Origin of the sequence: Streptomyces acidicola, assembly GCF_009377235.1 — a bacterium.
In the GTDB taxonomy this organism is placed as follows: Bacteria; Actinomycetota; Actinomycetes; order Streptomycetales; family Streptomycetaceae; genus Streptomyces; species Streptomyces acidicola.
The window spans coordinates 39428-63985 of record NZ_VMNX01000002.1; the positions used below are offsets into that span (position 1 = coordinate 39428).

18 protein-coding genes and 2 pseudogenes are annotated in these 24558 nt (G+C 69.9%); 11 read left to right on the forward strand and 9 right to left on the reverse strand.

The genetic code is table 11. From position 1 onward, the window contains the following. The first annotated feature begins 52 nt into the window (after window positions 1-52). From FPZ41_RS01690 to FPZ41_RS01700, 3 genes are all read left to right on the forward strand, one after another. A complete protein-coding gene (locus FPZ41_RS01690; protein WP_407698740.1) occupies window positions 53-3244 on the forward strand; it encodes an alpha-L-rhamnosidase in 3192 nt (1063 codons plus the stop codon). Between the two features lie 307 nt (window positions 3245-3551). Next, window positions 3552-3878 carry a non-heme iron oxygenase ferredoxin subunit gene (locus FPZ41_RS01695; RefSeq protein WP_152858176.1) on the forward strand — a complete coding sequence of 109 codons (327 nt, stop codon included), beginning with the start codon at window positions 3552-3554 and terminating at the stop codon, window positions 3876-3878. Continuing rightward, window positions 3878-4585 carry a TetR/AcrR family transcriptional regulator gene (locus FPZ41_RS01700; RefSeq protein ID WP_152858179.1) on the forward strand — a complete coding sequence of 236 codons (708 nt, stop codon included), beginning with the start codon at window positions 3878-3880 and terminating at the stop codon, window positions 4583-4585. The genes FPZ41_RS01695 and FPZ41_RS01700 overlap by 1 nt, the downstream gene beginning before the upstream one ends. A 204-nt stretch (window positions 4586-4789) precedes the next feature. Here the strand turns inward: FPZ41_RS01700 and FPZ41_RS01705 are convergent, their stop codons facing one another. Continuing rightward, window positions 4790-5074 carry a cellulase-like family protein gene (locus FPZ41_RS01705; protein WP_228022352.1) on the reverse strand — a complete coding sequence of 95 codons (285 nt, stop codon included), beginning with the start codon at window positions 5072-5074 and terminating at the stop codon, window positions 4790-4792. 10 nt (window positions 5075-5084) lie between these two features. Between FPZ41_RS01705 and FPZ41_RS01710 the strand changes: the two are divergent. Both FPZ41_RS01710 and FPZ41_RS01715 read left to right on the forward strand, forming a co-directional pair. Next, window positions 5085-5489 (forward strand): annotated as a pseudogene (locus FPZ41_RS01710) (sugar phosphate isomerase/epimerase family protein); the annotation flags it as partial. Between the two features lie 492 nt (window positions 5490-5981). Then, window positions 5982-7022 carry a sugar phosphate isomerase/epimerase family protein gene (locus FPZ41_RS01715; RefSeq protein ID WP_152858181.1) on the forward strand — a complete coding sequence of 347 codons (1041 nt, stop codon included), beginning with the start codon at window positions 5982-5984 and terminating at the stop codon, window positions 7020-7022. Window positions 7023-7100: 78 nt separating this feature from the next. Here the strand turns inward: FPZ41_RS01715 and FPZ41_RS01720 are convergent, their stop codons facing one another. The 8 genes and pseudogenes from FPZ41_RS01720 to FPZ41_RS01755 form a co-directional block, all read right to left on the reverse strand. Next, window positions 7101-9932 (reverse strand): family 78 glycoside hydrolase catalytic domain, encoded by a 2832-nt coding sequence (locus tag FPZ41_RS01720; protein ID WP_322619709.1) that lies wholly within the window; start codon window positions 9930-9932, stop codon window positions 7101-7103. Continuing rightward, complete coding sequence (locus tag FPZ41_RS01725; RefSeq protein ID WP_152858183.1) at window positions 9929-11233, reverse strand: MFS transporter; 1305 nt, start codon at window positions 11231-11233, stop codon at window positions 9929-9931. The genes FPZ41_RS01720 and FPZ41_RS01725 overlap by 4 nt, the downstream gene beginning before the upstream one ends. 174 nt (window positions 11234-11407) lie before the next feature. Further along, on the reverse strand, window positions 11408-12490 hold the full coding sequence (locus FPZ41_RS01730) for a LacI family DNA-binding transcriptional regulator (protein WP_152858185.1): 1083 nt from the start codon (window positions 12488-12490) through the stop codon (window positions 11408-11410). An 87-nt stretch (window positions 12491-12577) separates the two neighbouring features. Then, complete coding sequence (locus FPZ41_RS01735) at window positions 12578-13447, reverse strand: alpha/beta fold hydrolase (RefSeq protein WP_152858187.1); 870 nt, start codon at window positions 13445-13447, stop codon at window positions 12578-12580. A 369-nt stretch (window positions 13448-13816) separates the two neighbouring features. Continuing rightward, window positions 13817-15504, reverse strand: a pseudogene (locus tag FPZ41_RS01740) (IS200/IS605 family accessory protein TnpB-related protein). A gap of 374 nt (window positions 15505-15878) precedes the next feature. Further along, entirely contained in the window at window positions 15879-17402 is a 1524-nt protein-coding gene (locus FPZ41_RS01745) for a tripartite tricarboxylate transporter permease (protein WP_152858189.1), read from the reverse strand. Continuing rightward, complete coding sequence (locus tag FPZ41_RS01750; RefSeq protein WP_322619710.1) at window positions 17402-18043, reverse strand: tripartite tricarboxylate transporter TctB family protein; 642 nt, start codon at window positions 18041-18043, stop codon at window positions 17402-17404. The genes FPZ41_RS01745 and FPZ41_RS01750 overlap by 1 nt, the downstream gene beginning before the upstream one ends. Then, complete coding sequence (locus tag FPZ41_RS01755; protein ID WP_181587410.1) at window positions 18040-19026, reverse strand: Bug family tripartite tricarboxylate transporter substrate binding protein; 987 nt, start codon at window positions 19024-19026, stop codon at window positions 18040-18042. The genes FPZ41_RS01750 and FPZ41_RS01755 overlap by 4 nt, the downstream gene beginning before the upstream one ends. 148 nt (window positions 19027-19174) lie before the next feature. On the opposite strand from FPZ41_RS01755, the gene FPZ41_RS01760 reads away from it, so the two are divergent. The 6 genes from FPZ41_RS01760 (at window position 19175) to FPZ41_RS01785 (ending at window position 24473) form a co-directional block, all read left to right on the forward strand. Next, entirely contained in the window at window positions 19175-19951 is a 777-nt protein-coding gene (locus FPZ41_RS01760; protein WP_152858192.1) for an IclR family transcriptional regulator, read from the forward strand. A gap of 45 nt (window positions 19952-19996) precedes the next feature. Beyond that, the gene (locus FPZ41_RS01765; RefSeq protein ID WP_322619711.1) at window positions 19997-20578 is read left to right on the forward strand and encodes an RraA family protein; all 582 of its coding nucleotides are present in this window, start codon (window positions 19997-19999) and stop codon (window positions 20576-20578) included. Then, window positions 20571-21482 (forward strand): NAD(P)-dependent oxidoreductase, encoded by a 912-nt coding sequence (locus tag FPZ41_RS01770; protein WP_322619712.1) that lies wholly within the window; start codon window positions 20571-20573, stop codon window positions 21480-21482. Before FPZ41_RS01765 ends, FPZ41_RS01770 begins: the two co-directional genes overlap by 8 nt. 128 nt (window positions 21483-21610) lie before the next feature. Continuing rightward, window positions 21611-22369, forward strand: a complete 759-nt coding sequence (locus tag FPZ41_RS01775; protein WP_152858194.1) for an IclR family transcriptional regulator — start codon at window positions 21611-21613, stop codon at window positions 22367-22369. Beyond that, complete coding sequence (locus FPZ41_RS01780) at window positions 22369-23574, forward strand: CaiB/BaiF CoA transferase family protein (RefSeq protein ID WP_152858196.1); 1206 nt, start codon at window positions 22369-22371, stop codon at window positions 23572-23574. The genes FPZ41_RS01775 and FPZ41_RS01780 overlap by 1 nt, the downstream gene beginning before the upstream one ends. Next, window positions 23571-24473 carry a citryl-CoA lyase gene (locus tag FPZ41_RS01785; RefSeq protein ID WP_228022353.1) on the forward strand — a complete coding sequence of 301 codons (903 nt, stop codon included), beginning with the start codon at window positions 23571-23573 and terminating at the stop codon, window positions 24471-24473. The genes FPZ41_RS01780 and FPZ41_RS01785 overlap by 4 nt, the downstream gene beginning before the upstream one ends. The last annotated feature ends 85 nt before the right edge of the window (window positions 24474-24558 follow it).

Sequence of the window (24558 nt, forward strand, 5' to 3'; positions counted from 1 at the left end):
TCCACCTGGACCGACGCCTGAACGATCGCCGGAATACCGAAAGGAAGACGGTGTGAACCATGAAACCCACAGCGCGGACGGTGCCGACAGCGGAGCCGAGGAGGGAACCCGCCCTCGTACGGACAGTGCGGGAGTCCGTCGTCGAACCGTGCTCGCCGCGACGGTCGGCGCCGTGTCGGTAGGGAGTGCTGCCATGGGAGGCGGCACGAGTGTCGCGGCAGCGTCCCGTCGTGCGGAGGACGGCGCCGTGTCAGGGCTGACCGTCGAACACCGCACTGACCCCCTCGGCGTGGATGCCACGAGACCGCGCTTCGGGTGGCGCATGTCGTCCCCCGCCCGGGGCCGGAGCCAGGGCGCCTATCAGATCCTCGTCGCGAGTTCCCAGGACAAGCTGACCGCTGCCCGCGCCGACGTCTGGAACAGCGGTCGTGTCAGGTCGTCCGACTCGGTGGCCGTCCGCTATGCCGGCAAGCCCCTCCACCCCTCGACCCGTTACCACTGGACCGTCACCGTCTGGGACGCGGATGGCCGTGTGGTGGGTACCGCCCCTGGGGTCTTCTTCGAGACCGGCCTCATGAGCACCGACGGCGTCACCGGCTGGGACGGGGCGCAGTGGATCGGAATGAAGGGAAAGGCACCCAACTCACCCGGCGCACCGATGCTGCGCGCCGAGACCCCCCTGGAAACGAAGGACAAGAGCCGGGCCCGGGTGCGCGAGGCGAGGCTCTACGTCTCCGCCCTCGGGGTCTACGACGCATACGTCAACGGGCACCACGTCACTGTTCCGCAGGACGGCGGCACCACCATCGAACTGCTGCCCCCGGGCTGGACGAACTACGACGTACGCGTCAACTACATGACCTACGACGTCACGGACCTCGTGGCGCGCGAACAGACAGTGACCCTGGCCGCCGTCCTGGGCAACGGCTGGTACAACGGCCGCGTCTCCAACGGCAGCACGTACTACGCGAAGAACGGCAACGCCCTGGCCCTCAAGGCCAGGTTGCTGATCCAGTACACGGACGGCACGTCACAGTCCGTCGTCACGGACCCGGACAACGGCTGGAGGGCCACCGACACGGGCCCCTACCGATCCGACGACATCTACGACGGCCAGACCTTCGACGCCCGCGAGGAACTGCCGGGCTGGACGTCGTCCGGCTTCGACGACACCGCGTGGTCGGACGTGGAGCGGGTCCCCTTCGCCACCAAGTACCCGGACGCACAGCTACTCGCCTATCCTTCCGAGTCGGCACGCCTGATGCCCCGCTGGGACCGCCGGCCACAGTCCATCACCGTCGCCACAGGGGTGACCGGCAAGGGCAGCAGCCCCCATGGCAGGGGCCGCATCGTCGTGGATCCGGCCCGGACAGTGACCGACCCCGCCAGGGCGGCCTCCGCCTCGGTCACGATCCGCACCGGCGACACCGCCATCTTCGACCTCGGCCAGAACATGGTCGGCGTGGCCCACTACGCCCTGCGCGGCCCGGCCGGAACCCAGGTCGAGTTCAGGTTCGGCGAGATACTCAACGACGACAGCGCCGGCGCCGACGGCCCCGAGGGCTCCGTCTACCGTGCCAACCTCCGCAGCGCCAAGGCCACCAGCACGTACCTCCTCAAGGGCGACCGGCATGGCGAGACCCACCAGGACTCCCTGACCTTCTACGGCTTCCGCTATGTGTCCGTCACCGCGACGGACACGGTCACGATCACCGGCCTGACCGGAAAGGTCGCCACGTCCGCGATCCGCGAGACCGGCACCGTCACCACCAACGATCCCGACATCAACCAACTGGCGAGCAACATACGGTGGGGCCAGCGCGGCAACTACCTCTGGGTGCCCACCGACTGCCCGCAACGCGACGAACGCGTCGGCTGGACGGGCGACACCCAGGTCTTCGCCACGACCGGCCTGTACAACGCGGACACGGGTGTCTTCCTCAGCCATTTCCAGGACACGGTCGTCGACTCCCAGACCATCTACGGTGTGGACAAGGCGCAGTTCACCGTGGTCGCCCCGGGCGGACGCTACAACTTCCAGGGCGGAGGCAGCGGTTGGGCGGACTGCGGTGTCATCGTGCCGTGGACCGTGTGGCAGATGACCGGGGACGCAACCATCGTCAGGGACAGCTGGCCGGCGATGGTCCGCTACCTGGACTGGATCCGGCAGCAGACCGGTGACACCTACGCCGGACAGGGATCCCTCACCGGCGACTGGCTGGCGCCGCAGAAGACCAGTGCTCAGCTCATGAGCGACGTCTACTACGGCTACGTCGCGCGGTTGATGGCGCAGATGGCCCTCGCGATCGGCAGGCCGTCGGAAGGCGAAGCGTACAAGGAGCTCTTCGGGCGCATCAGGCAGGCGTTCATCACCAAGTACCTCGGGACCGAGGGCGGTCGGGTCACCGTCAAGTCCAGCCTCGGCGACGCCTCCCCGATCGAACCGGGCGCCGACCCCAACCAGAAGACGGAGGACAACAGTCAGACGGCGCTGCTGTGGGTCCTCAAGCTCGGCTTCTACGAGACGGAGGCGCAGCGCCGCACTGTTGTCGGGCTGCTGGCGGACAACATCGGCAACGACGCGGCCTACAAGGCGGCCCACCCGAACAGCAGCCGGGTCAGGTACGCCGAGAACACGCTGTCCGTCGGCTTCCTCGGCGTCAACGTCCTCGCCCCCGTCCTCAGCGACGAGGGCCGCACCGACCTCGCTTACAAGCTGCTCCACCAGGACGCGCTGCCGTCCTGGCTCTTCTCGGTGAAGAACGGCGCCACCACCGTGTGGGAGCGCTGGAATTCCTACTCCCAGGACGACGGGTTCGGCCCGGTCAGTATGAACTCCTTCAACCACTACGCCTACGGCGCGATCATGGAGTGGATGTACGCGTACATGGCGGGTATCGCCCGAGACCCGAACCACCCCGGATTCAAGCGCTTCCTGCTGCAACCCCACATCGATCCCACGGGCCGGATCACGCATGTGTCGAGCACGTACGAGTCGCCGTACGGCGAGATCCGCAGCGAGTGGACGGTCGACGACGCGAGCAGGACCCTGGCGTACGAAGCAGCCGTGCCCCCGAACAGTGAGGCGACGCTGCACCTTCCGTCCGCCTCGGCCGACTCCGTCCGCGAAGGACGGACGCCGCTGTCCCGCGTGGACGGTGTGCGCTTCCTCGGCCACACGGACGGCGTGTCCTCGTACCGCGTGCCCTCCGGACGGTACCGAATGACCGCCCACCTGCGCTGATCGGTGGGGGCAGAGCGTCTGCGGTGCCACGTGGGTACCGCAGACGCGGGCACCCTGGGCTCGATGACACGAGCCGTCGCAGCGTCGCAGCTGCGCGGTTCGGCCGTGCCCCAGCGGCGTCACCCAGTGGCACACGAAGCCTTCGGAAGTACTAGTTCCATGTGCCGACGCGGACTCGGACCAGGGGCGCATCCCGGCACCGCCCCACGCCGCTAGCCTGGGCCATCGGCCCCACCCCCGTGCTGTCCGGGACGAGCACGGCGGTCCTGCCGTTGCACGACACCTTTCACATGCATCCAGGAGAACGATGCTCGACAGCGGCTACACCCACCTCTGCACGTTCGACGTGTTGGAAGAGAACATTCCCCGGCGCTTCGAGGTGGAGGGCGTCGCCGTCACCCTCGTTCTCACCGAGCAGCAGGTCTTCGCGATCCACGACACGTGCTCGCACAGCGCCGTTTCCCTCTCCGAAGGGGAGGTCGACGACTGCAGCATCGAATGCTGGCTGCACGCCTCCCGGTTCGACCTGCGTACCGGCAAGCCGCTCGATCCCCCGGCGACACGTCCCGTCCCGGTCTATCCGGTTCGGATCGACGACGGAAACGTGTACGTGCGTGTGACCGGAGAAGGCTGATGGGCGCGTCGGACGGCGCCGCCGCGGACGCCGAACGATCCGATGCCGCCCGCAACCGTGCCCGGCTGCTGGAGGCCGCCCGCCACCTGGTCAGTGAGCACGGCGCGGAACACGTGACCATGGAAGCGGTCGCGAAAGAGGCCGGAGTGGGAAAGGGCACCCTCTTCCGCCGGTTCGGCGACCGGGACGGCCTCCTGGTCGCACTCCTCGACGAGGCCGAGGCGGAGTTTGACGAGGCCTACACCTCCGGGCCTCCGCCCCTGGGCCCCGGTGCACCGGCGGCGGACCGGCTGACGGCGTTCGGTTGCGCGCTGATCAGCCGCATCGCGGCCGTCTCGGACCTGGGCGCCTCCTTGGCACGCCAGCTCCGCCTCCGAAACCGCAACGCCTCCGCCACGGGCCGTGCCTTTCACCGCCACGTCTCGACCCTCCTGCGGGAAGCGGGAGTGGACGGCGACCACGACATGCTCGCCCACGCCTTGCTCGCCTTCACGACCATCGAGACGGCGGACTATCTGGGCGGCGAATGCGACATCCCCACCGAGCGCCTCCAGACCACCTGGGCGGACCTGGTACGACTGGTGACTCGACCGGACGGCCTGGACGGCGAGGACCGCGAGGCCGACCCGCTCGGCGTCCAGGGGCTCGGCGAACACGTCGGTGTGGCGCCCGCGATCGCCAACGCGGCCTTCCACACCACCGGTTGACGCATCCGCGAACTGCCCATCACGGCCTAGGCCCTGCTCTGACCCTGGCATCCCGGGCTGCCGGAATTGAATCCCGCAGGCGCCCGCCAACTGCCCGGCAGGACGTCCCCGTCGCGCTGCCGGGCCTTCAGGGTTCCGTACACGGACGAGGTCGTGGCCGACCGGCCCCACGGGCCTGATCCACCGGCGGGGATGCGGTCGCGTTCAGCCGGTGGTGACGCGGGCGTTGACCCGGCGCATCCAGTCCTGGTCGGTGTGCCACATCGGGTGGTGGGGTGCCGCGTTGGAGGTCGGTACGACGCTCTGGAAGCCAGCGGCGAGACAGCGGTCGACGACGAACTCCGCGATGTCCTTGCCGACGGCGTCCTCCTCGAAACGTGTGAGGAGAGGGGTGTACCCCACGACGCCTTCGCCGAGCACGGCAGGCACTCCACGGCGGCGGGCGAAGCCGGCCACAGAGTCGACCCAGAGGGCCAGGGTCTGCCGCATGGCCTCCCGGTGCGACCGGCGGCCCGCGTTCGGGCTGAACTTCGACCCCTCGCACTTCGTGTGGCAGGACCTCGACCCGGTCGGCTTCCTGTGGGACTTCCGCGACCGGATCTACCACGTCGACTGCAAGGAGGCCCGCAAACGGCTCGACGGACGCAACGGCCGCCTCGGCTCCCACCTGCCGTGGGGCGACCCCCGCCGCGGCTGGGACTTCGTCTCCGCCGGCCACGGTGACGTCCCCTGGGAGGACGTCTTCCGGATGCTGCGCTCCATCGACTACCAGGGCCCCGTCTCCGTCGAGTGGGAAGACGCCGGCATGGACCGGCTCCAGGGCGCCCCCGAAGCCCTCACCCGTCTCAAGGCGTTCGACTTCGAACCGCCGACGGCTTCCTTCGGCGCGGCGTTCGGAAACTGACGTCCCTCCTTTCTCCATCCCTCTTTCTCCGAGCCTCCTTCTCCGAGAGTGGGGAAGGCGTTTCCCCGACGCGCCTTCCCCACGCATGCCGCCGGCCCGCTGTTCAGGACGTGTGCGGCCCGATGACGACCGCACCGCCGCAACCGCAACCGCAACCGGGAGCGGAAGCGGAACCAGCGGTCACCGACCTGCACTTACGGCATCCGCGAGCTGACTCGCCCTCCTCGTAGGCGCGTTGCCTGCGGGGCCTGCCCACTTCTCAGCGTTCCGGGGTCAGCGCAGCCGCCGCCGCACCCGAAGCTCCCGCGGCGTCCATAGATCCCTCACGTCGGCCTCGCCTGACCGGCACCCCACCGGAACGCTCCTCGCGCCACCCATGACCGGCGCCCACCGACCCACTCCCGCCGTGAATCAGTCCCTCCGACCGACTCCGACCGCGCCGAGTGGACCCCCACCACACACAACAGTTTCCCGACCCACGAGAGGTACCCCATGAGCCGCACCACACCTCACGACCCCGAACTGGCCCACCGGCTGAGCCGAAGAGGCATGCTCGGCGTGGCCGCGGGCGCCACCGCCGCCGCTCTCCTGGGCACGGCCGCGTCTCCCGCCTCGGCCGCCACTTCTGTCACGGCCGAGGCGGCGGGCCGGGGCCGTCCCGTCCTGCCGCCCGGGCGGCTCGGCATCCAGCTGTACAGCCTGCGCGACAAGGTCTCCACGCTCGGTTTCGCGCCTGTCTTCGCCGAACTGGAGAAGTACGGGTACGACGAGGTCGAGTTCGCCGGCTACACGCAGGGCTCCGCGGGTCCCATCACGCTCGCGCAGCTCAAGCGCCTGGCCCGCAACCACGGCCTGAACCCGATCGGCAGCCACGTCGGCTACTACTCCAGCGACCCGAACGCGTACACGTTCGCGCAGAATCTGAACAAGGTCCTCGACGACGCCCAGGCTCTTGGCCTGAAGCACATCGGCACCGCCGCCGGCCCGTTCCGCTACGGCTCGACCGTCGACGCGTGGAAGCGGGCCGCCGAGGAGTTCAACACCTACGGCGCGGCGGCCAGGGCCCGGGGCATGAAGTTCTACCAGCACAACCACTCCGAAGAGTTCTCCTTCGCCACCGACAACCCCAAGGTCCGCCTCTACGACGTGCTGCTCGCCGAGACCGACCCCGACCTGGTCCACCTGGAGATGGACATCTACTGGGCCTATGTCGCCCAGTTCCGCTTCTCCAAGCGGCCCGACGGCACACCCGCGCCCTTCGAGCCCATCGACTACGTACTCAAGCAGCCGGACCGCTACCCGCTCTTCCACGTCAAGGACGGCGTCCATGACCCGTCGAACCAGTACGGCTACCGCATGGTCGACGTCGGCGACGGCGACATCGACTACCAGCGATTCATCTCGGCGGTCACCCGCCTTCAGGGCGAACGCCCGGCCCACCACTGGCAGGCCGAGTTCGACAACCCCACCGACTCGTTCTCCTTCGCCCGCCGCTCCAGCGCGCACCTGCACTCCCTGCGCGAGAAGCAGTGACCGGCGCACGCGCGTAAGTCAGTGACGTGACGGCTGGCCGGGGCCCGTTCCTCGGGCCCCGGCCAGCCGGTCCGGGGTTCAGTCCTTGGCATCCCCGATCGGCAGCCCGGCAAGAGCCTGTTCGACTGCTGTCAGGACCTCCACAGGTGCTTTGTCCAGCGGTTCGCGGAGTTCGCGTCCGGACTTCCACCGTGTCGTCCGGCGGAAGGTGTCAGCGCGTGTCGCGTCGATGCCGGCTATCGCACCGAGCACCGCCTGGTATGCCTGCTGATCGTCGATGATCGTGGCCAGGCTGCTGCTGAGAGTCAGCCGGCTTCGCGATGGAGCGGGCTTCGGATGGTCTTCGACCCACATGTGGGTACCGCTTCCGACCATGAATCTGTCCCCGGAGGGAAGTTCGACGACGGCACTGGTGTTGGGCGGTACCTGTGCGTGAATGTGCACTTTGGGACCTTCCCGACGCCAGCCCGCGCTTGCGCGTCCATACGGTGTCTCGTGCCACGCCGAAGCGTCGTCCAGGTCGTTGAGCACGGTGGGCGCGATCCGGATCACGCGGTATGCCGGTTCCAGGGGAGAGAGACCGGCGACGTGCGTGTGGAGCCAGTCGGCCACGGCGCCCAGGGCGTAGTGGTTGAACGAGGTCATCTGCCCAGGGTTGATCGATCCGTCTTCGAGCATCGAGTCCCAGCGCTCCCACACGGTGGTGGCACCCATCGTCACCGGGTACAGCCACGACGGGCACTCTGTCTGGGTCAGCAGCCTTGAGGCGGCGTCCGCGTGACCCGTGGAAGAGAGTGCCTCACAGATGATCGGGGTGCCGACGAAGCCGGTGGAGATGCGGTAACCGGCGGCGCGGACGAGGTCACGCAGGCGATCGCCCAGCGCTTGGCGTTGCGCACCGTCCACCAGACCGAAAACGATGGTGAGGGCGTAAGCGGTCGGCGCATCGGACATCATGCGGCCGCGCGGGGTGACGTAGGCGTTGCGGAAGGCCTGCGCGATGCGTTCGGCCAGGTCTGCGTAGCGGCGCGCGTCGGCGTCCCGGCCGAGCAGGGCGGCCGTCTTGGCGGTCAGATCCGCTGACCGGAAGAAGTAGGCCGTGGCCACGATGCCGGCGTCGGCCTTCGCGTCGCCGGGCCTCTCGGGTGGTGCGTCGGGGTCGAGCCAGTCGCCGAACTGCAGCCCCTCCTCCCACAACAGGGTGTCCTTTGTCCCGGACCCCCCTGTCCTGGACTCCACGACATCGACCCACGCAGCCATCCCACGGAAGCACCGCTGAAGGATGTCGCGGTCCGCGAAGCGCTCCCACAGGACGGACGGTACGACCGTGATGGCGTCCCCCCAGGCGGCGACCGGTTGGAAGAGACCGGGCACCTGCGGGATCACGGCCGGCACAACCATGGGCACGACACCGTTCGCCGCCTGCTGCTCGTGCATCACGTCGTCCAGCCAGGACCTCAGGAAGGCGCCGCAGTCGTAGAGGAAGGTGGCAGTCGGGGCGAAGACCTGGAGGTCGCCGGCCCAGCCGAGGCGCTCGTCGCGTTGCGGGCAGTCCGTCGGGACGGAGAGGAAGTTACCGCGCATGCCCCATACGACGTTGTCGTGAAACCGCTGCAGGAGTGCGTGCGAGGTGGTGAAGCCACCGGTTCTCGGCATGTCGGTGTGCACGACGGCGGCCGACACCTGATCCGGCGTGAGTGTGCCGGGCCAGTTGTCGACCTGCACATAGCGGAAGCCGTGGAAGGTCCACCTGGGTTCCCAGGTCTCCTCTCCCTCTCCGCTGAGAACGTAGTGGTCCGTCGCGGCGGCGTTGCGCAGCGGCCGGGTGCCGAGTTCCCCGTGTTCCAGCACCTCCGCGTGGAGCAGGGTGACGACATGTCCTCGCTCCCCACTGACGCGGATGCGGACGCGACCGACGAGGTTCTGCCCGAAGTCGAGGACGGTCTTGCCACTCGGCGTGGTCAGGACCCGTTCGACGGATCGGCGCTCGACGACACGGACCGGCGGCAGGGCGCGAGGGGTGGGAGTGACGTCCGGCACGGCGACCAGGCGCACTGGTGCCCAGGCCGAGTCGTCGAACGACGGACCCGACCACCCCGGCATGCGCAGTCGGGCGTCGTAGTGCTCGCCCTGGTAGAGGCTCGCCGACACGACCGGCCCCGGTGACCAGCGCCACCGCTCGTCCGTGAGGACCGTCTCCGTGGTCCCGTCCTCGTATTCGAGCGTGAGCTGAGCGGCCGCGGCCGGAGCACCTTGGTAGAAGCGGCGCGCGGCGTCCCGGAAGCCGAAACGCTCGGTGTACCAGCCGCCGGTGAGGGCGATACCCAGGGTGTTGCGGCCGGGGCGGATATGAGTGGTGACGTCCGCCGCGTCGAGATGCACACGCCACTGGTAGCTGGTCCAGCCGGGTTTCAGTTCCGCGTCGTCGACCGCGGCTCCGTTGACGTGAATGTCGTAGGCGCCGAACGCGGTGGAGTGCAGCAGAGCTCGACGCACCGCGCCCCGGACGTCGAAGTCGGCTCGCAGGAGGTGGGGTGCCTCGGAACCGGAGCCGATGAAGCGGGCCTGCCAGTGGCCGGGGAGCAGGAAGCCTGCTGTGATCTCCGCGTCCGCGCTCCACGGGGAACTTGATCCGTCGTGTCCGTGGACCCGGACACGCACCCGGACCGTCTCGCGGGGTTCGAGCGGTGGGAAGGGCCAGGGGACATGGACAGCGTCAGGTCCGACGATCCGAACGGTCGTGGTCACGCCCTGGCGTGAGACGGCGACCTCGGCCGCGGCCTGCATCCACGAGGGCAGCGCGGTGGTGGTCTTCCAGGAGAGCGAAGGGCAGGGGACAGGCGTGAAGGTGTCGTCGGTCCAGCCGATGCGGACGGCGTGGACGAGCACCTCGTGTTCCGTCGTCGTCACCGGGCGTCTCCGGCAACAGGGGCACCCAGGGTGCGCGGCGCCGCCAAGGACGCGTCGGCGGCACGGTCGCGGCGGATGATCAGCATGCCGATGAATCCCGAGACGAGCGCGAAGACAGTCAGCAGGTAGTACAGGCCGGACGGGCTCCAGTCGATCAGCGCCGGAGTGACGAGCGCGAACGCCGACGCGACGAAGCGGGCGATGGCCATGGTGGCGCCCTGAACCGTCGCCCGGGCATTGACCGGAAACGACTCCTGAGTCCAGATCTTGTACAGCGCCTCACCGACGAACGGGAAGCCGATGTTGTAGAGGACGAGCGCGGCGATCATCGCGGGCAGGATGACACCACCGGTGATGGCGATCAGCAACTGGCACGAGGCGAACACCACGACGCCCGCAGCGAAGAACCGGCTGCGCCACTTCGTGTCGGCGATACGGGTGAACACGATGGTCCCGGCGAGGCCGACGAGCGTGGTGGCGAAGGACAGCGCGGTGGCGACGGTCTGGGAGGTGCCGCCGACCGTGACGAGGAAGTAGGTCTTGAACGAGCCGAAGGTGTTCGCGACGAGAGTGAAGAACAGGTAGAACAGGGCGGTCAGGAGGATCATGACGCGGAAGGTCCGGTCGCGGAACAGTGCGCGCAGCGGGAGCGCCCGGAGGGGGTCGACCCCGGTGGCGGTGTGCCGGGCGTCGGATTCCGCCTCCAGTTGCCGGAACGGTGTGTAGAAGGTGCGGAACGCGAAGGTCGCGACGGCGAGTGCCGCGAGCGTCGCGAAGATCAACCTGATGCCCAGCGTGCCGAGCGTGGACACGGCGAAACCCAGGGAGGTGGCGAACACCACGCCGGCGGTCCACATCACGTGGGTGAACGCCACGAGCCGGCCCTGAGTGCCGGCCGGGGCCCTCTCGGACAGCACGGCGATCGAGGTCGGCAGGTCCGCTCCGGCCGCCATCCCGATCAGGATGACGCCGACGACGAGAACAGTGGAGTTGGGTGCGAGGGCCACCGCGACGGCAGCCGCGGCGTACAGCAGGATGGTCAGGGAGAAGACCCGTCCGCGGCCGAAGAGATCGGCGACGCGACCTCCGGTCAGGGCGCCGACCGCGATGAACAGCGTCAGGGTCGATCCCAGTACGCCCACGGTCCAGACATCGAGTCCGAAGCTCTCCTTCCACAGAGCCAGCCCGAGACCGACCGAGATGATGGCTCCCGAGTCGAGGAATGAGGCCATGCCGGCCGCCACGGCCAGCATCCAGTGTCTGCGGTCGAGCTGTGGCGAGCCCGCGTTCGTCTCCGCCATGAGGTGCTCCATTCTTCACCGGAGGCCTTCCGCCAACCAGTGGTAATACGTTTCAATGACGTTGCGGGCAATGAGAACGGCGTAGGCGTAGCTCCGTCAAGAGGTCGGCAAGCAAAGTGGTGAAACGATTTACTGAGTCGCATGCGACATCACGCACAGTGACGCAGAGAGGGATCAGACGCCGATGGTGGAGGCCCGCACCACCAGCTCGGGCGTGAACTCGATCTTGGGGGCGACGCGTTCCTCGCCCGCGCGTTCGGAGCCACGCAGCAACGCGATCTCGTCCAACAGCAGGTCCGCCGCGGCTGTCCCCAACTGGGCATGCGGTGTCCGCACCGTACTCAAGGGGACGATGGTGGACTGGGCGAACTCGATGTCGTCGTAGCCCATGACCGCGATGTCCTCCGGTACGCGAACGCTCCGGCCCGCCACGAAGGAGCTGACGATGCCGATGGCCAGCAGGTCGTTGACACAGAAGAGCGCGTCGGGGCGGTCGGCGGGCCTGCGGCGGGCGAGCCGGTCGGCGCAGGCGATGCCGGCCTCCACGGTGCGCTCGGGCACGGAAATGATCTCCAAAGTGGCGTCGGCCACTGTTTCGATCACGGACAGCGCTCCCCGCTGCCGGTCCGCGATCTGTTGCAGGTCCAGCGAGGACGCGACGAACCCGATCTTGCGACGGCCCAGTTCGATGAGGTGCTGGACGGCGAGTCGAGCGCCCGCGACATGGTCCGTCGAAACCGACGCCTGGACGGGGGAAACCGCGCGTCGCGCGCTGAGCACACTCGCGATGCCGCGCCGCCGCAAACGCGCCAGTTCGGCTTCCACGTCACCCACCGGCGAGATGATGACGCCGGCCACGCGCTGCTGCTCGAAGAGTTGTAGATACTCGCGCTCGCGCATGCGGGAGCCGGTGTCGTTGGCCATGAGTAGATACATGTCCTGAGCCGACACGCGCCGCTCGATCGCCGCGGCGATCTCCGGAGTTGTCGCGCTCGCCAACTCGAACGCCACGTACCCGATCACCGGGCTGACACCGGTCCGCAGCGTGCGTGCGGCGTCGTTGGGCACGAAACCCAGCGTTTCCACCGCCTGCCGGATCCGTTCCCGAGTCGCATCCGAAAGCTTGCGGGGTTTGTGGAAGTAGTTCGAGACCGTGGCCTGGGACACCTGGGCGAACTCGGCGACGTCGCGAATCGTGACCTTGTTCAGGAATCCTCCCCAGCCCAGTCCTTGCCCGTGTGGCCTGCCGCGTTTCATCGTAGTCCCGGCGCCGACAGCGACCTGGCCGACCTCGCAGCGGGGTTCCGTGGGACAGGGAAGTTGCCCCTGCCTCCTGTTGCGGCGTCAGGTGATGGCGCGGCTGAGGAAGCCGCGGATCTGCTGGGTGATGGTCTCCAGATGGCTCTCCAGGGCGAAGTGCCCGGATTCGATCAGGTGGATCTCGGCCTTGGGCAGGTCCCGGCGGAAGGCGTGGGCGCCGTCCGGGCCGAAGATCTCGTCGTTCGCGCCCCAGACGGCCAGCAGCGGCACCTGGGAGTCGCGGAAGTACTGGTGCACGTCCGGGTAGAGGTCCACGTTGGTGGGGTAGTCGCGGAAGAGCTTGAGCTGGATCTCGTTGTTGCCCGGGCGGTCGAGCAGCGCCTGGTCGTGGACCCAGTTGTCGGGGCTGACGAGGCTCTGGTCGGCCACGCCGTTCACGTACTGCCAGCGGGTGACCTCGGCGGTCAGCGCGCCGCGCACCGGCCCTTCGGTTTCCGGACCCGGTGCCTTGGCGTAGGCGAACAGACCGTCCCAGAAGGGCTTCACGAAGCCGTCGGTGTAGGCATTACCGCTTTGCGTGATGATCGCGGTGATGCGCTGCGGGTCCTGCAGAGCGAGCTGCCACCCGATGGGTGCGCCGTAGTCCTGAACGTACATGGCGAACCGGTCGACGCCCAGGCGGTCGAGCAGCCCCGAGGTGATCTCCGTGAGGGCTTCAAAGGTGTAGGGGAACTCATCGAGGCTCGGCATCGCCGACTGGCCGAAGCCGATGTGATCGGGTGCGATGAGCCGGTAACGGTCCGAGAGTGCCGGGATCAGATTGCGGAACATGTGCGAGCTCGTCGGGAAGCCGTGCAGCAGGAGCACGACGGGTGCCTGCGAGTTACCGGCCTCCCGGTAGAACACCTCCAGGCCGTCGACGGCCTCGGTACGGTGGTGCACGGCGTATGCCATCGCTCTGGCCCTTTCGTTTCACTGCCCCTGAACTTGGCGGAGAGACGTGGAAGCGGGGCCGCGGCGGTGAGCCGTCCGCGGTGATCGAACTCCGAACGCGGTGGCCGTCCGATGCTTGCTGAAGCCCTTGACTGCCACCAGCCGGCCAGCCGACCGTCTGATCATCAAGCCAACCTCAGCGACCGCCCCGCGGCAAGTCGGGACCAGCAGGTATGAACCGTTACAGCGTCGGAACCAGCCAGTCCCCGGCATGCCCACTCTGACGGGTATCAGCCCGCAACCGTCGCGTCGGCGGGTGATGCCGGGCCCGCCCAGGGCGGTCCGACGACGGTCCGTACGGAGCGGGTGGGTGCGTGCCCCGCACCGTTCCTAAAGACTGAGCGGGAGTGAGTCCTGTTGCCAGGACTCATGCTCAGCCGGACGCCCCGAACGGTGTTGGGCGTCCTGGTTCCCCACTTTCTCTCCGCGTCCGGTGCGCACGGATCGTGTCCGTGGTCCGGGAATGCGGGGGCGGCCCGCGGCCGGAGGCCGCTGATGGGCAGAGCCTCACGCCCCGGGGTGCCCGGTCGGGCCTGGACGGTCCGATGCCCCTGCTCATCACTCCGGTGAGCAGGGGGCGGTGCCGTCCTCCCCCAGTGCCTTAAGGGCCTGGGAGGTACCCCCAGCCGGATCGGGTGTCCCAGGGCGCGCCTTCCGATCGCCACGGCGGCTGCGTCGTGGCGAGTGGTGGTGCGGTTCTTGGTGGTGAGGGGTTTCTGCCAGTGCTGGGCGCCCCAGCGGCTGGTGTAGGCCGGGTCGACGGCGACGACGGGGATGCCGAGTTCGGCCGCCATGGACACGAGCCGGGCCCGCAGCCTGCTGACGGGCATGCCGGAGATGAGGTTGCGGAACCGCTTGCGGCGGCCGTGTTTTTCCCGGGTCTTCTCCGAGCTGAAGTCGAGGTCTTCGACCGCGATCGCGAGGCCATGGCGTTGGGCCCAGTGCAGCAGGCGGATCAGGGCGTGGCGGACCTGGGCGTCGCGGTGGGCGGCGGTGCCGGTGAGGTCGTAGCCGAAGCGGAGGGGCTGGCCGACGGGGTTGCCGTGTGGGTCCAGGCGCCAGGCGGCGAGGTGGTCGGCATTGGTATCGACACCGACCAGGCCGCCCGCGCGGGCTGTGGCCAGGGGCACGGTCTTGACCGGGGGGATCGTCCATGACGCGGTGAGGTACCAGCGCCCGCGCAGCACGTCTTCGTGGACGCGGTAGGCGACGGCCCGGTTCGCGGTGACACGGTCACGCCACTGCTCGCCCCGGTGCGCGAACACCACCTTCGCGGCGAGGACGTACCGGCCGTGCGGCGCGTTAGCCAGATGCGCCAACGGGGCCGGGAGTCTGAGGGAGACCTCGCCGTCGGGGGTGACGCGGATGGTCTCGTTACCGAACCGCTTCCCTGACTCGCCATCGGCCTGAAAGAATCGCCGCCCGGCCTGCCACCGCGTACGCCACTGCTCCTCGGTGAGCCGGGCGGCGTCGAGATGGTGGCGGGTGTTCAGCAGCCGCTTCCCGCCCCGCACCACGTGTACAACTCCGGCCTCACGATCGGCCCGCGCTGCCTGAAGCCGGTCTTCGAGCAGCTGCAGACGGCGGGTCTTGGCGAACCACTCCCGCCGGGTGTGGTAGCCGCCCGGAGCGCTCTTGCCGCCCTTCTCCCCGACTGGCAGGGACAGCCGGTGCGCGATGGTGCGCGCACCCGCTTCCAGGCTCTGGATGTGGGCCAGTTGGCCGCGCCGGGCGAGCGCCCACTGATCGTGAGTGGCCTTCGTGATCGACCCCGCCCACCGCGAAGAAGACTCCTCGGTCAGGGTCCGCTTGCGCTCAGCCCACCGGTCGCTGTCGTGCTCCAGCCCCGCCGTGCACCGCGCATTCAGATCCCGGGAGGCGAGTGCGCCCAGATGGTCACCGACCAGGCGCAGTACCTTCTCGTCCTCGGCGGTCAGGTGCTTGAGCCGGTCGCGGACCGCGACCCCCGAGGGGCCGGGCACCACGAACGACGCCGCCACCTCCCGCAGCCCACCCATCCCCTCACCCCCGCACCGGCAGAAGAACACCTCATCGCACCCAACGAGCACCACCGGCAAAGGTCACCTATTCGACAGAGAAACCTCTGTTCTCATTCTCCGGCCCGCACGTTCCCCAGCCCGGACACTCACTCATGCACACAGCAGTTCGCAACCCCCACCCGCTCAGGACGACCTCCCAGTCCCGAGACCGGAAGCGCGGCATCCGCCCAGAGCGGTGTCGCGCCGGGCGGCCGGTGCCGCTCGGTGGTAGCGCCGGGGTGCCGTGGGGCGAGGTCGTCGCCGTCGGGTACGGGTAAGGGAAGCGGCCGGGTGCGCGCCGGACGGAACGGTGGGAACGAATCCGTCGTGCCGCGGGCGCGCGGCCGGGGCGGTCAGGACGCAGTCGCCCCCGATGCGATGGTCCGGCGGCGGTTCCGGGCGCGCTGGACCAACAGGCCGGTGACGCCGAGCGCGAGCACGAGGTAGAGGACGATCGTGATCGGACTCGACACCAGCACCGACGGGTCGCCTTCGCTGACCGCCATCGCGCGGCGGAACTCGGTCTCGGCGAGCGGGCCGAGGATGACCGCGATGAGGACGGGTGCGACGGGCAGCCCGTAGCGGCGCATGGCGAAGCCGAGCAGGCCAATGGCCAGCACGAGGACGAGGTCGAGGATCTTGCTGCTGGTCGCGTAGACACCCAGCATGGCGAACACGGTGATCCCGCTGTAGAGGTAGTGCCGGGGCACCTTCAGCAGCTTCGCCCACAGCGGCGCGAACGGCAGGTTGAGCACGAGCAGGACGGCCATGGCCACGAAGAAGCTGGCCAGCAGGGCCCACACCAGCTCACTCGCCCGCTCGAAGAGCAGGGGTCCGGGCTGGAGGCCGTACTGGCGGAACGCGGCGAGCATGACAGCGGCCGTCGCCGACGTCGGCAGGCCCAGTGCGAGCAGGGCACCCATCGCGGTGCCCGCGGTGGCGTTGCCCGCCGCCTCAGGACCGGCCACGCCCTGGATGGCGCCCTTGCCGAACATGGAGTCCGCGCGACGCGACCCGAGCCTGCGCTCGGTGCCGTAGGCCAGGAACGTGGGCACCTCGGATCCGCCGACGGGGATGATGCCGAACGGCACGCCGATCGCTGTGCCGCGGAGCCACGCGGGTATCGCCAGCCGGATCTCCCCGCGCGACAGCCACAGCCTGCCGGTGGACGGCATGACGCGCAGGTCCTCCTTGGTCCCGCGCCGTGCGGCGACGGCGATGACCTCGCCGAGGGCGAGCAGGCCCACGGTGATCACCACGATGCTGATGCCGTCGAACAGCTCCGGCATCCCTCCGGTGAAGCGAGCGGTGCCGGACATGCCGTCGACACCCACCAGCGCGATCGCGAGGCCGATCACCAGGGCGGCCAGACCGCGGAGCACCGACTCGCTGACCACGGCCGAGATCGCGACGAACGCGAACACGGAGAGCGCCAGATACTCGGCGGGACCGAAGAGCGTGGCGAGTTCGGCGAGCGAGGGGGCGAAGAACACCACGAGCGCGGAGGACAGGATGCCGCCGATGAACGCGCCGATGGCGGCCGTCGCGAGCGCCTGGGCCGCGCGCCCGGACGTCGCCATCCGGTGGCCCTCGATGGAGCCGGCGATCGCGGTGCTGTTCCCGGGGGTGTTCATCAGGATTCCGGCGGTCGAGTCACCGAACAGTCCGCCGAACAGCACACCGGCGAACATGATGAACGCGCCGACCGGGTCGAGCGAGAAGGTCACGGGCAGCAGCAGCGCCACCGCCATCGCCGAACCGAGACCGGGCAGCACACCGACGGCCGTGCCGAGCAAGGCGCCGACGAGTACCCACAGCATGTTCATGGGCGTCAGGATCGTGAGGAATCCGTCACCGAGGTTGCCTAGTGATGACATCAGAGCACTCCTGCCAGGACACCTGGGGGAAGGTTGAGGCCCAGTCCCGCGGAGAAGGCCAGCTGGACGAGGGACGAGATGGCGATCGACAGGAAAATGTCGAACACCGGGCGTCGGCTGCCGAGCGCCCGGGCGACGCCCCAGAACAGCAGCGCTCCGGACAGCAGCCAGCCGAGCGGGACGAGCAGGACGATGAACGCCACGATCGTGCCGACCAGTCCGGCCACCGCCCGCCGGTTGCTGCGAACCCGCGTCGCACCGGCGTCGGCGGTGTCGCCGGCCGCGGCCTCAGGGGCGTTCGTGGAAGCGCTGGAGGCAGTGACGTCGGTTGCCTCGGTGGTCCGTGCGGCGGTGCCGGTGTCGGTGGCCGGGTCCACGTCCGTCGGGGCGGCGACCTGCTCGGGCTCGGGGCGGCGCAGTATGTCGATGCCCAGGAGGACGGCGAACACGACGCACGCGACGGCGACCATCGTGGGAAACAGCTGCGGTCCGGGCGAGGCGACGTTGTCCGGCACCTCCATGGTGAGCGTTCCGGCACCCAGCACGATGCCGGTGACGAGCAGCAGCAGCGGAACGATCAGGCCGGTGCGGCGGCGCAGATAGGTGGCCGGGCCCGTGTCCGGCGCGGGGTGGGTGGTCACAGCCCCAGCTCCTTGATGATGGCGTTCACCCTCGCCTGGTCCTGGCGGATGAACTCGGCGAACTCGTCACCGGTCAGAAGGCTCTCCACCCACTTGTTGCGGGTGAGGGCGTCCTCCCACTGGGGAGTGCGGGTCGCCTCGGTGACGATGTCGGTCAGTTCCTGTCGCTGCTCGTCGCTGATGCCCGGCGGGGCGACCAGGCCGCGCCAGTTGGGCAGCGACACGTCGACGCCCTGCTCGATGAAGGTCGGGGTGTCGATGCCCGGCACCGGCTCGTCGGCCGAGACCGCCAGGGCGCGCAGGTTGCCTTCCTCGATCTGGTCGCGGAAGTCGTTGTAGCTGCTGACCCCGATCTCGACGGTGTCCGACAGCAGTGCCTTGAGCACATCGCCACCGCCCGCGAAGGAGATGTAGTTGACCTCCTTGGGATCGATACCGGCCTCCTTCGCGGTGAGTCCGGCGAGCAGGTGGTCGGTGCCGCCGAGCCCGCCGCCGCCGACGGCGTGACTGTGCGGGTTCTTCCGCCATGCCGCGATGAAGTCCTGGAGCGTCCGGTACGGGGAGTCGGCGGGGACGATGAAGACCTCGTAGTCCTCGGCGAGCCGGGCGATCGGCGTGGTGTTCTCCAGATCCACGCGCGACTTGTTGACCGTGATGGCGCCTTCCATGACGGTGCCCGTCATCATCATCCGCGTCGGGTCGGCGCCGAGCTCGACGAACTGTCCGAGCCCGATGGTGCCGCCGGCGCCGGGCACGTTGACGACCTGGACGTTGCCGACGATCGAGTCGGCCCGCAGCGCCTGCTGGAGCTCGCGTGACGCGAGGTCCCAGCCACCGCCGGGCGCAGCGGGGGCCGTGATGGTCAGTTTCGACCTCGGCGTGGCGCCCGAGGTGGAGTTGCTGGCGTCCACAGCGGCGGCCCCCGCGAGCACCATGGTGCCCACGGCGCCGAGGACGCCGAGCAAGAAACGTTTCCTCTGCACGATCACTCCCTTGTGATCTCCTACGGAACTGGTCCGGGGGTGGCTGGTCACCCCAGAGTGTCCACCTGATGGATATTCATGACCGCCAGATGGTAAACAGTCCCTCAGGGGAGAGGCAATGGAACCGACACGATCAAGGAGGGAACCGATGTCCCCGACGACCGACGGTGGCGGCGGTATCCGGGCGGTGAGCCGGGCGTGGCAGGTGCTGCGCGCGTTCACCCCGGAGCGCATGTCACTGACGCTGAGCGACCTGGTTCGTGAGACCGGCCTGCCGAGGACCACCGTCCTGCGCCTGGTGGAGACGCTGGCCGGGGAAGGGCTGGTGGAGTCGGGAGCGGACGGACGGGTCCGGGTCGGCACCAGCCTGATCGCCTTCGCCGCCTTCGCCGAGACGGCCTGGACGGTCCCGCCCGCCTCACTGGCACGGATGCGGGCGCTCGCGGCAGAGACGGGCGAGACCGTGAGCCTGTACGTACGGGAGGGCACGCGACGGGTTGTGGTCGGCCAGGCCCCCAGCCCCAACACCCTGCGCCACGTGGTCGAGCCGGGCGACGTCCTGACGATGTCCGCGGGGTCCGCCGCCTATGTGCTGCTCAGCCTCGAACCGCCCGAGGAGCGGGACCGGCTCGTCGAGCGCATCGTCGCGGAGTCAGCGGGCGACGCCGAGGCGATCCGCGCCGGAACGCGGACCGCGGTGGAGCGGGGCTGGTGCGTCACCCACGGCGAGCGCGAACCGGGCAACAGCGGTCTGGCGGTACCCGTCCCGTTTCCCGCCGGCGCCGCACCCGCCCGTCCGCCGGTGCTCGCCGTCGGCGGGCCCACCGTCCGGTTCACCGACGACAAGATCCCCGGCTTCGTGCACGCCGTCCGCCGCTGCGCGGAGGACATCGCCCGGACCGGTCTGCCGCCCGCACTGTACTGACCGACCTATACGGACCGACGTATACGGACCGACCGAAGGAGAAACGTGCACGACTATCCGCCCCCCGGAGCGCTCCCCGTCGCCACCGTGTCCGACGCGATGGACCGGTTCGGCGTCGCCGACGGCATCCGCCCGCTGTGGCCCGGCGCGGTCCTGTCCGGACCCGCGTTCACCGTGTGGACGCGGCCGGGCGACAACAAGGGCCTCCACGCCGCGTTCGAGACGATCCGGCGCGGGGAGGTGCTCGTCGTCAACGGAGGCGGGGACGCGACCCGCGCGCTGATCGGTGAGCTGGTGGCGCAGAAGGCGAAGGCGCTGGAGGTCGGCGGCATCGTCCTCGACGGCGCCGCCCGTGACGTCGTCGAGCTGGCGCAGCTGGGTGTCCCGGTGTTCGCCCGCGCCGTCACTCCAGCGGGACCGTGGAAGACGGGTCCGTACCGCATAGCCGGCCCGATCGCTGTCGGCGGGGTGCCCGTCACCCCCGGGGACTGGGTGATCGGTGACGACGACGGGGTGGCGATCGTCCCGGCGGGGCAGGTCGGCGACGTCGTCGCGGACACGCGCCGGCTCATCGAGGGCGAGGCCGAGCGCCGGGCGGCCAACCAGCGGCTGGTGCCCCGTGACTGAACGCCCGCTCGTCTGGATTCCCCGGCCGGTTCACGAGGACGCCCTGGCCCGCCTGCACCCGCACGCCGACGTGCGCACGGGGTACGGCGCCGAGGGCGTCCCGTTCGACGAGGTCAGCGACCGGGTCACCGCCATCCTGCTGCGTACCGAACGCGTCGACGGCGCCATGATGCGCCGCGCGCCCCACCTGCGCATCGTGGCCCGGCACGGTGTCGGGCTCGACACCGTGGACGTGGACACCGCGCGGGAGCTGGGCATCACCGTCACCACCACCCCGACGGCCAACAGCCGGTCCGTCGCCGAACACGCCGTGGCGCTGCTGCTCGCCGTGCGCCGGGGCATCGGCATCGCGGTCCGGGGCGAGGGAGACACGCGCGCGGCGATCCGCGGCCGGGAACTCTCCGGCACGACACTCGGACTCGTCGGCTTCGGCCGCATCGCCCGCGAGGCCGCCGCGATCGCCGGCCAGGGCTTCGGCATGCGCGTCCTGGCGTACGACCCGATGGTGCCCGCGTCCGTCATGACCGACGCCGGCGCCGAACCCGCGGACCTCCCGACGCTGCTGTCCCGGGCCGAGAACCTCAGCCTGCACGTCCCGCTGGTCGAGGAGACCCGGAACCTCATCGGCCTGCCGGAACTCCTGGCACTGCCCGAGGGCGCGGTGGTGGTCAACACCTCGCGCGGGGGCATCCTCGACGAGTCCGCCCTGCTGGCCGTCGTCCGGCGGGGCCACCTGGCGGGTGCCGGTCTCGACGTCACGGCCGTCGAACCTCTTCCGTCCGACCACCCGTTGCGCGACGAGCCGTCGATCGTCATCACCCCGCACACCGGCGCGCAGACAGCCGAGGCGCTGCGCCGCATGGCGACCGAGGCCGTCGACCACATCATCGCCCACATCACCTGATCCAGCACCGTCCAGCCAGTACCACCAGATGGTTCGCTTGTACCGCTGAATGGTTCCGTGATGTGATGAACCGGCCTACTCACCGGCGAGGGTCCGCCTCGCCGCGTGCCGAGACACGAGGAGACGGCATGCCCGAACCCGACGTCGGCGGCGTCCGCAGTGTGCAGCGCGCGGTGGACCTGCTCGCCCTCTTCGACGCCGAGCACCCCAGCCGGTCCGTGCGTGAACTCGTCGACGCCACCGGACTGCCGAAGACCACCGTGGTGCGACTGGTCCACACCCTGGAGCAGAGCGGTCTGCTGTGGAGCCGGGGCGACGGCCACCTCGTCCCCGGCACCGGCCTCCTGCGCTGGGCGGAACTGGCCGGCCGGACCTGGCGGTTGCCCGAGGAGGCGCTGCGCCGACTGGCCGAGCTGAGCGAGGCGAGCGGGGGCGAGACGGTGTCGGTCTACGTCCGCCAGCAGAGCACCCGCGTCTGCGTCGCCCGCCACGAAGGCACCCGCACGGTGCGCCATGTCGTTCGCATCGGGGCCGAGATGCCGCTGTGGTCGGGGGCCGCGAGCCACGTACTCCTCTCGCGCTCGGACCGTGCCGAGGTCGCCGCGGTGGCGTCCCGCGCACCGGGCGACGAGTGGCAGGAGCGGCTCTGGGAGCACACCCGCAAGGCCGCCGCGGACGGCATCGCCGTCAGCCACGGCGAGCGTGAGCCCGGCGTCTCCGGTGTCGCGGCCCCCGTGTTCGCCGCATCGGGCCGCCTGACCGCGGCGGTCGCGCTGGGCGGCCCGACCACCCGCTTCACTGACGACGCCGTCGCCGCTTTCACCCCCGCCCTGCTCGACACCGCACGAGCCCTCACCACACTCGACTGCATCGGAGGCACCGCCTGATGACGACCCCCCTCCTGGAGGGCGTACGGATCCTCGATCTGACCAACGTCCTCGCCGGCCCCTTCGCCGGCTACCAGCTCGCCCTGCAGGGCGCCGACGTCATCAAGGTCGAGATGCCCGGATCCGGTGACCTCGCACGTCAGTTGGGTGCCGACCGCGCTCTCGGGGAGGAACTGCTGGGCGCCTCCTTCCTGGCCCAGAACGCGGGTAAGCGCTCCCTCACCCTCAACCTGAAGAGTCCCCACGGGCGGGAGGCACTCCTGCGCGCGGTCCGCGAGGCGGACGTGCTGCTGGAGAACTTCCGCCCCGGTGTGATGGACCGGCTCGGCGTCGGCTGGAAGACGCTGCGCGCCGAGAACCCCCGGCTCGTCTACTGCGCGATCTCCGGTTTCGGGCAGACCGGCCCCCTGCGGGACCGCCCGGCGTACGACCAGATCATCCAGGGCCTCAGCGGCATGATGAGCGTCACCGGCACCCCGGAGACGGCACCGCTGCGGGCCGGGTTCCCCGTCGCCGACACGCTCGGCGGCATGGCGGCCGCCTACGCGGTGGCGGCCGCACTTGTGCGCCGCGGACGCACCGGCGAGGGCGCCTTCGTCGACGTCTCCATGCTGGAGTCCGCGCTCACCGCCATGGGCTGGGTCACGTCCAACTACCTGATCAGCGGACGCGTGCCCCACCCCATGGGCAACGAGAACTTCACCGCAGCCCCGTCGGGCACCTTCCGCACCGCCGACGGCCACCTGAACATCGCCGCCAACCGGCAGCAGCAGTTCACGACCCTGTGCCGGCTCATCGGGCGCGAGGACCTGACGACCGACCCGCGCTTCACCCATCCCGCCGACCGCAAGACGCACCGCGACGCCCTCCGCGACGAGGTGGAATCGGGCCTGGCCGCCCGCCCGGCGGCGGAGTGGGAGGAGATCCTGTCCGACGCGGGTGTACCGGCCGCGCGCGTCCTGTCCGTACAGGACGCCCTGGGCCTGGACCACCTGGCCGCGCGCGGCTTCGTCCACGACCTCCCTTTTCCCGACGGACGCGAGCGCCCCCTGCCGGTCCTGGGCAGCCCGGTGCGCGTGGACGGCGAACCGGCCGCGTCCCCCGCTCCGCCTCCGCTGCTGGGGGAACACACCGACGATGTGCTGGCAGAACTCGGTTACGCCGCGGCGGAGATCACCGCGCTGCGCGAAGGCGGTGCGATATGAGCGCGACGGCCGTACCGGCGGCCGGCGGGCCGGAACGGGACACCACGGACGGGAACGAGGCGATGATCGCCGAGCGCACCGTGACCGACTGGTGGTCCACGGCGGTGAGCGAGATCCAGCCCGGCGAGATCCGGCTGCGCGGCTACCCCGTCGAGGAGCTCATCGGCCGGGTCACCTTCGCCGAACAGATCTGGCTCATGCTCCGCGGTGAACTGCCCACGCCCGGTCAGGGCCGCCTTCTGGAGGCCGCGCTGGTCGCCGCCGTCGACCACGGTCCACAGGCCCCGTCGATCGCCGCGGCCCGCATGGCGGCCACCTGCGGTGTGGGACTGAACAGCGCCGTCGCGACCGGCGCGGGCCTGCTGGGCGACGTCCACGGCGGAGCGGGACAGCAGTGCATGGAGGTACTGCAACGGGTGGTCGACGGCGAGGAGGCCCCCGCGATCGTCGCCGAGTACCGCCGGCGCCGCGCCTACATCCCGGGATTCGGCCACCGCTTCCATCCCCGCGACCCCCGGCGGGACCCCCTGCTCGCGCTGGTCCAGGAGGCGGTCCACGCCGGCGAGGTCCCCGGCCGGGCGCTGGAGGCCGGACTCGCGCTGGAGGCCGCGCTCGCCGAGGGCCGGGAGCGTCCGGTACCCATGAACATCGACGGGGCCACCGCGATCATCTACGCGGAACTCGGCTTCCCGTCCGAGCTCGGACGGGGCTTGTTCGTCCTCTCCCGCAGCGTGGGCATCCTCGCCCACGCCTGGGAGGAGACCGAGAACGGGGCACGCATCAAGGGCCCACTGCCCCGGCCACTACTCGCGGGCTACCACGGCGTCCCGAAACGCCACCCGGACCGGATGCCTGACCCACACGTCCCGTTCGAGGACGCGAGCTCGTCGAAGACCTGACCTAGCGGGTGGGCGGTGGGCAGTGGTCGGGGGTCGGCGACCAGGGGTTGGTGATCGATGGTTGCTCCCGGCCGGCCAGGTATGC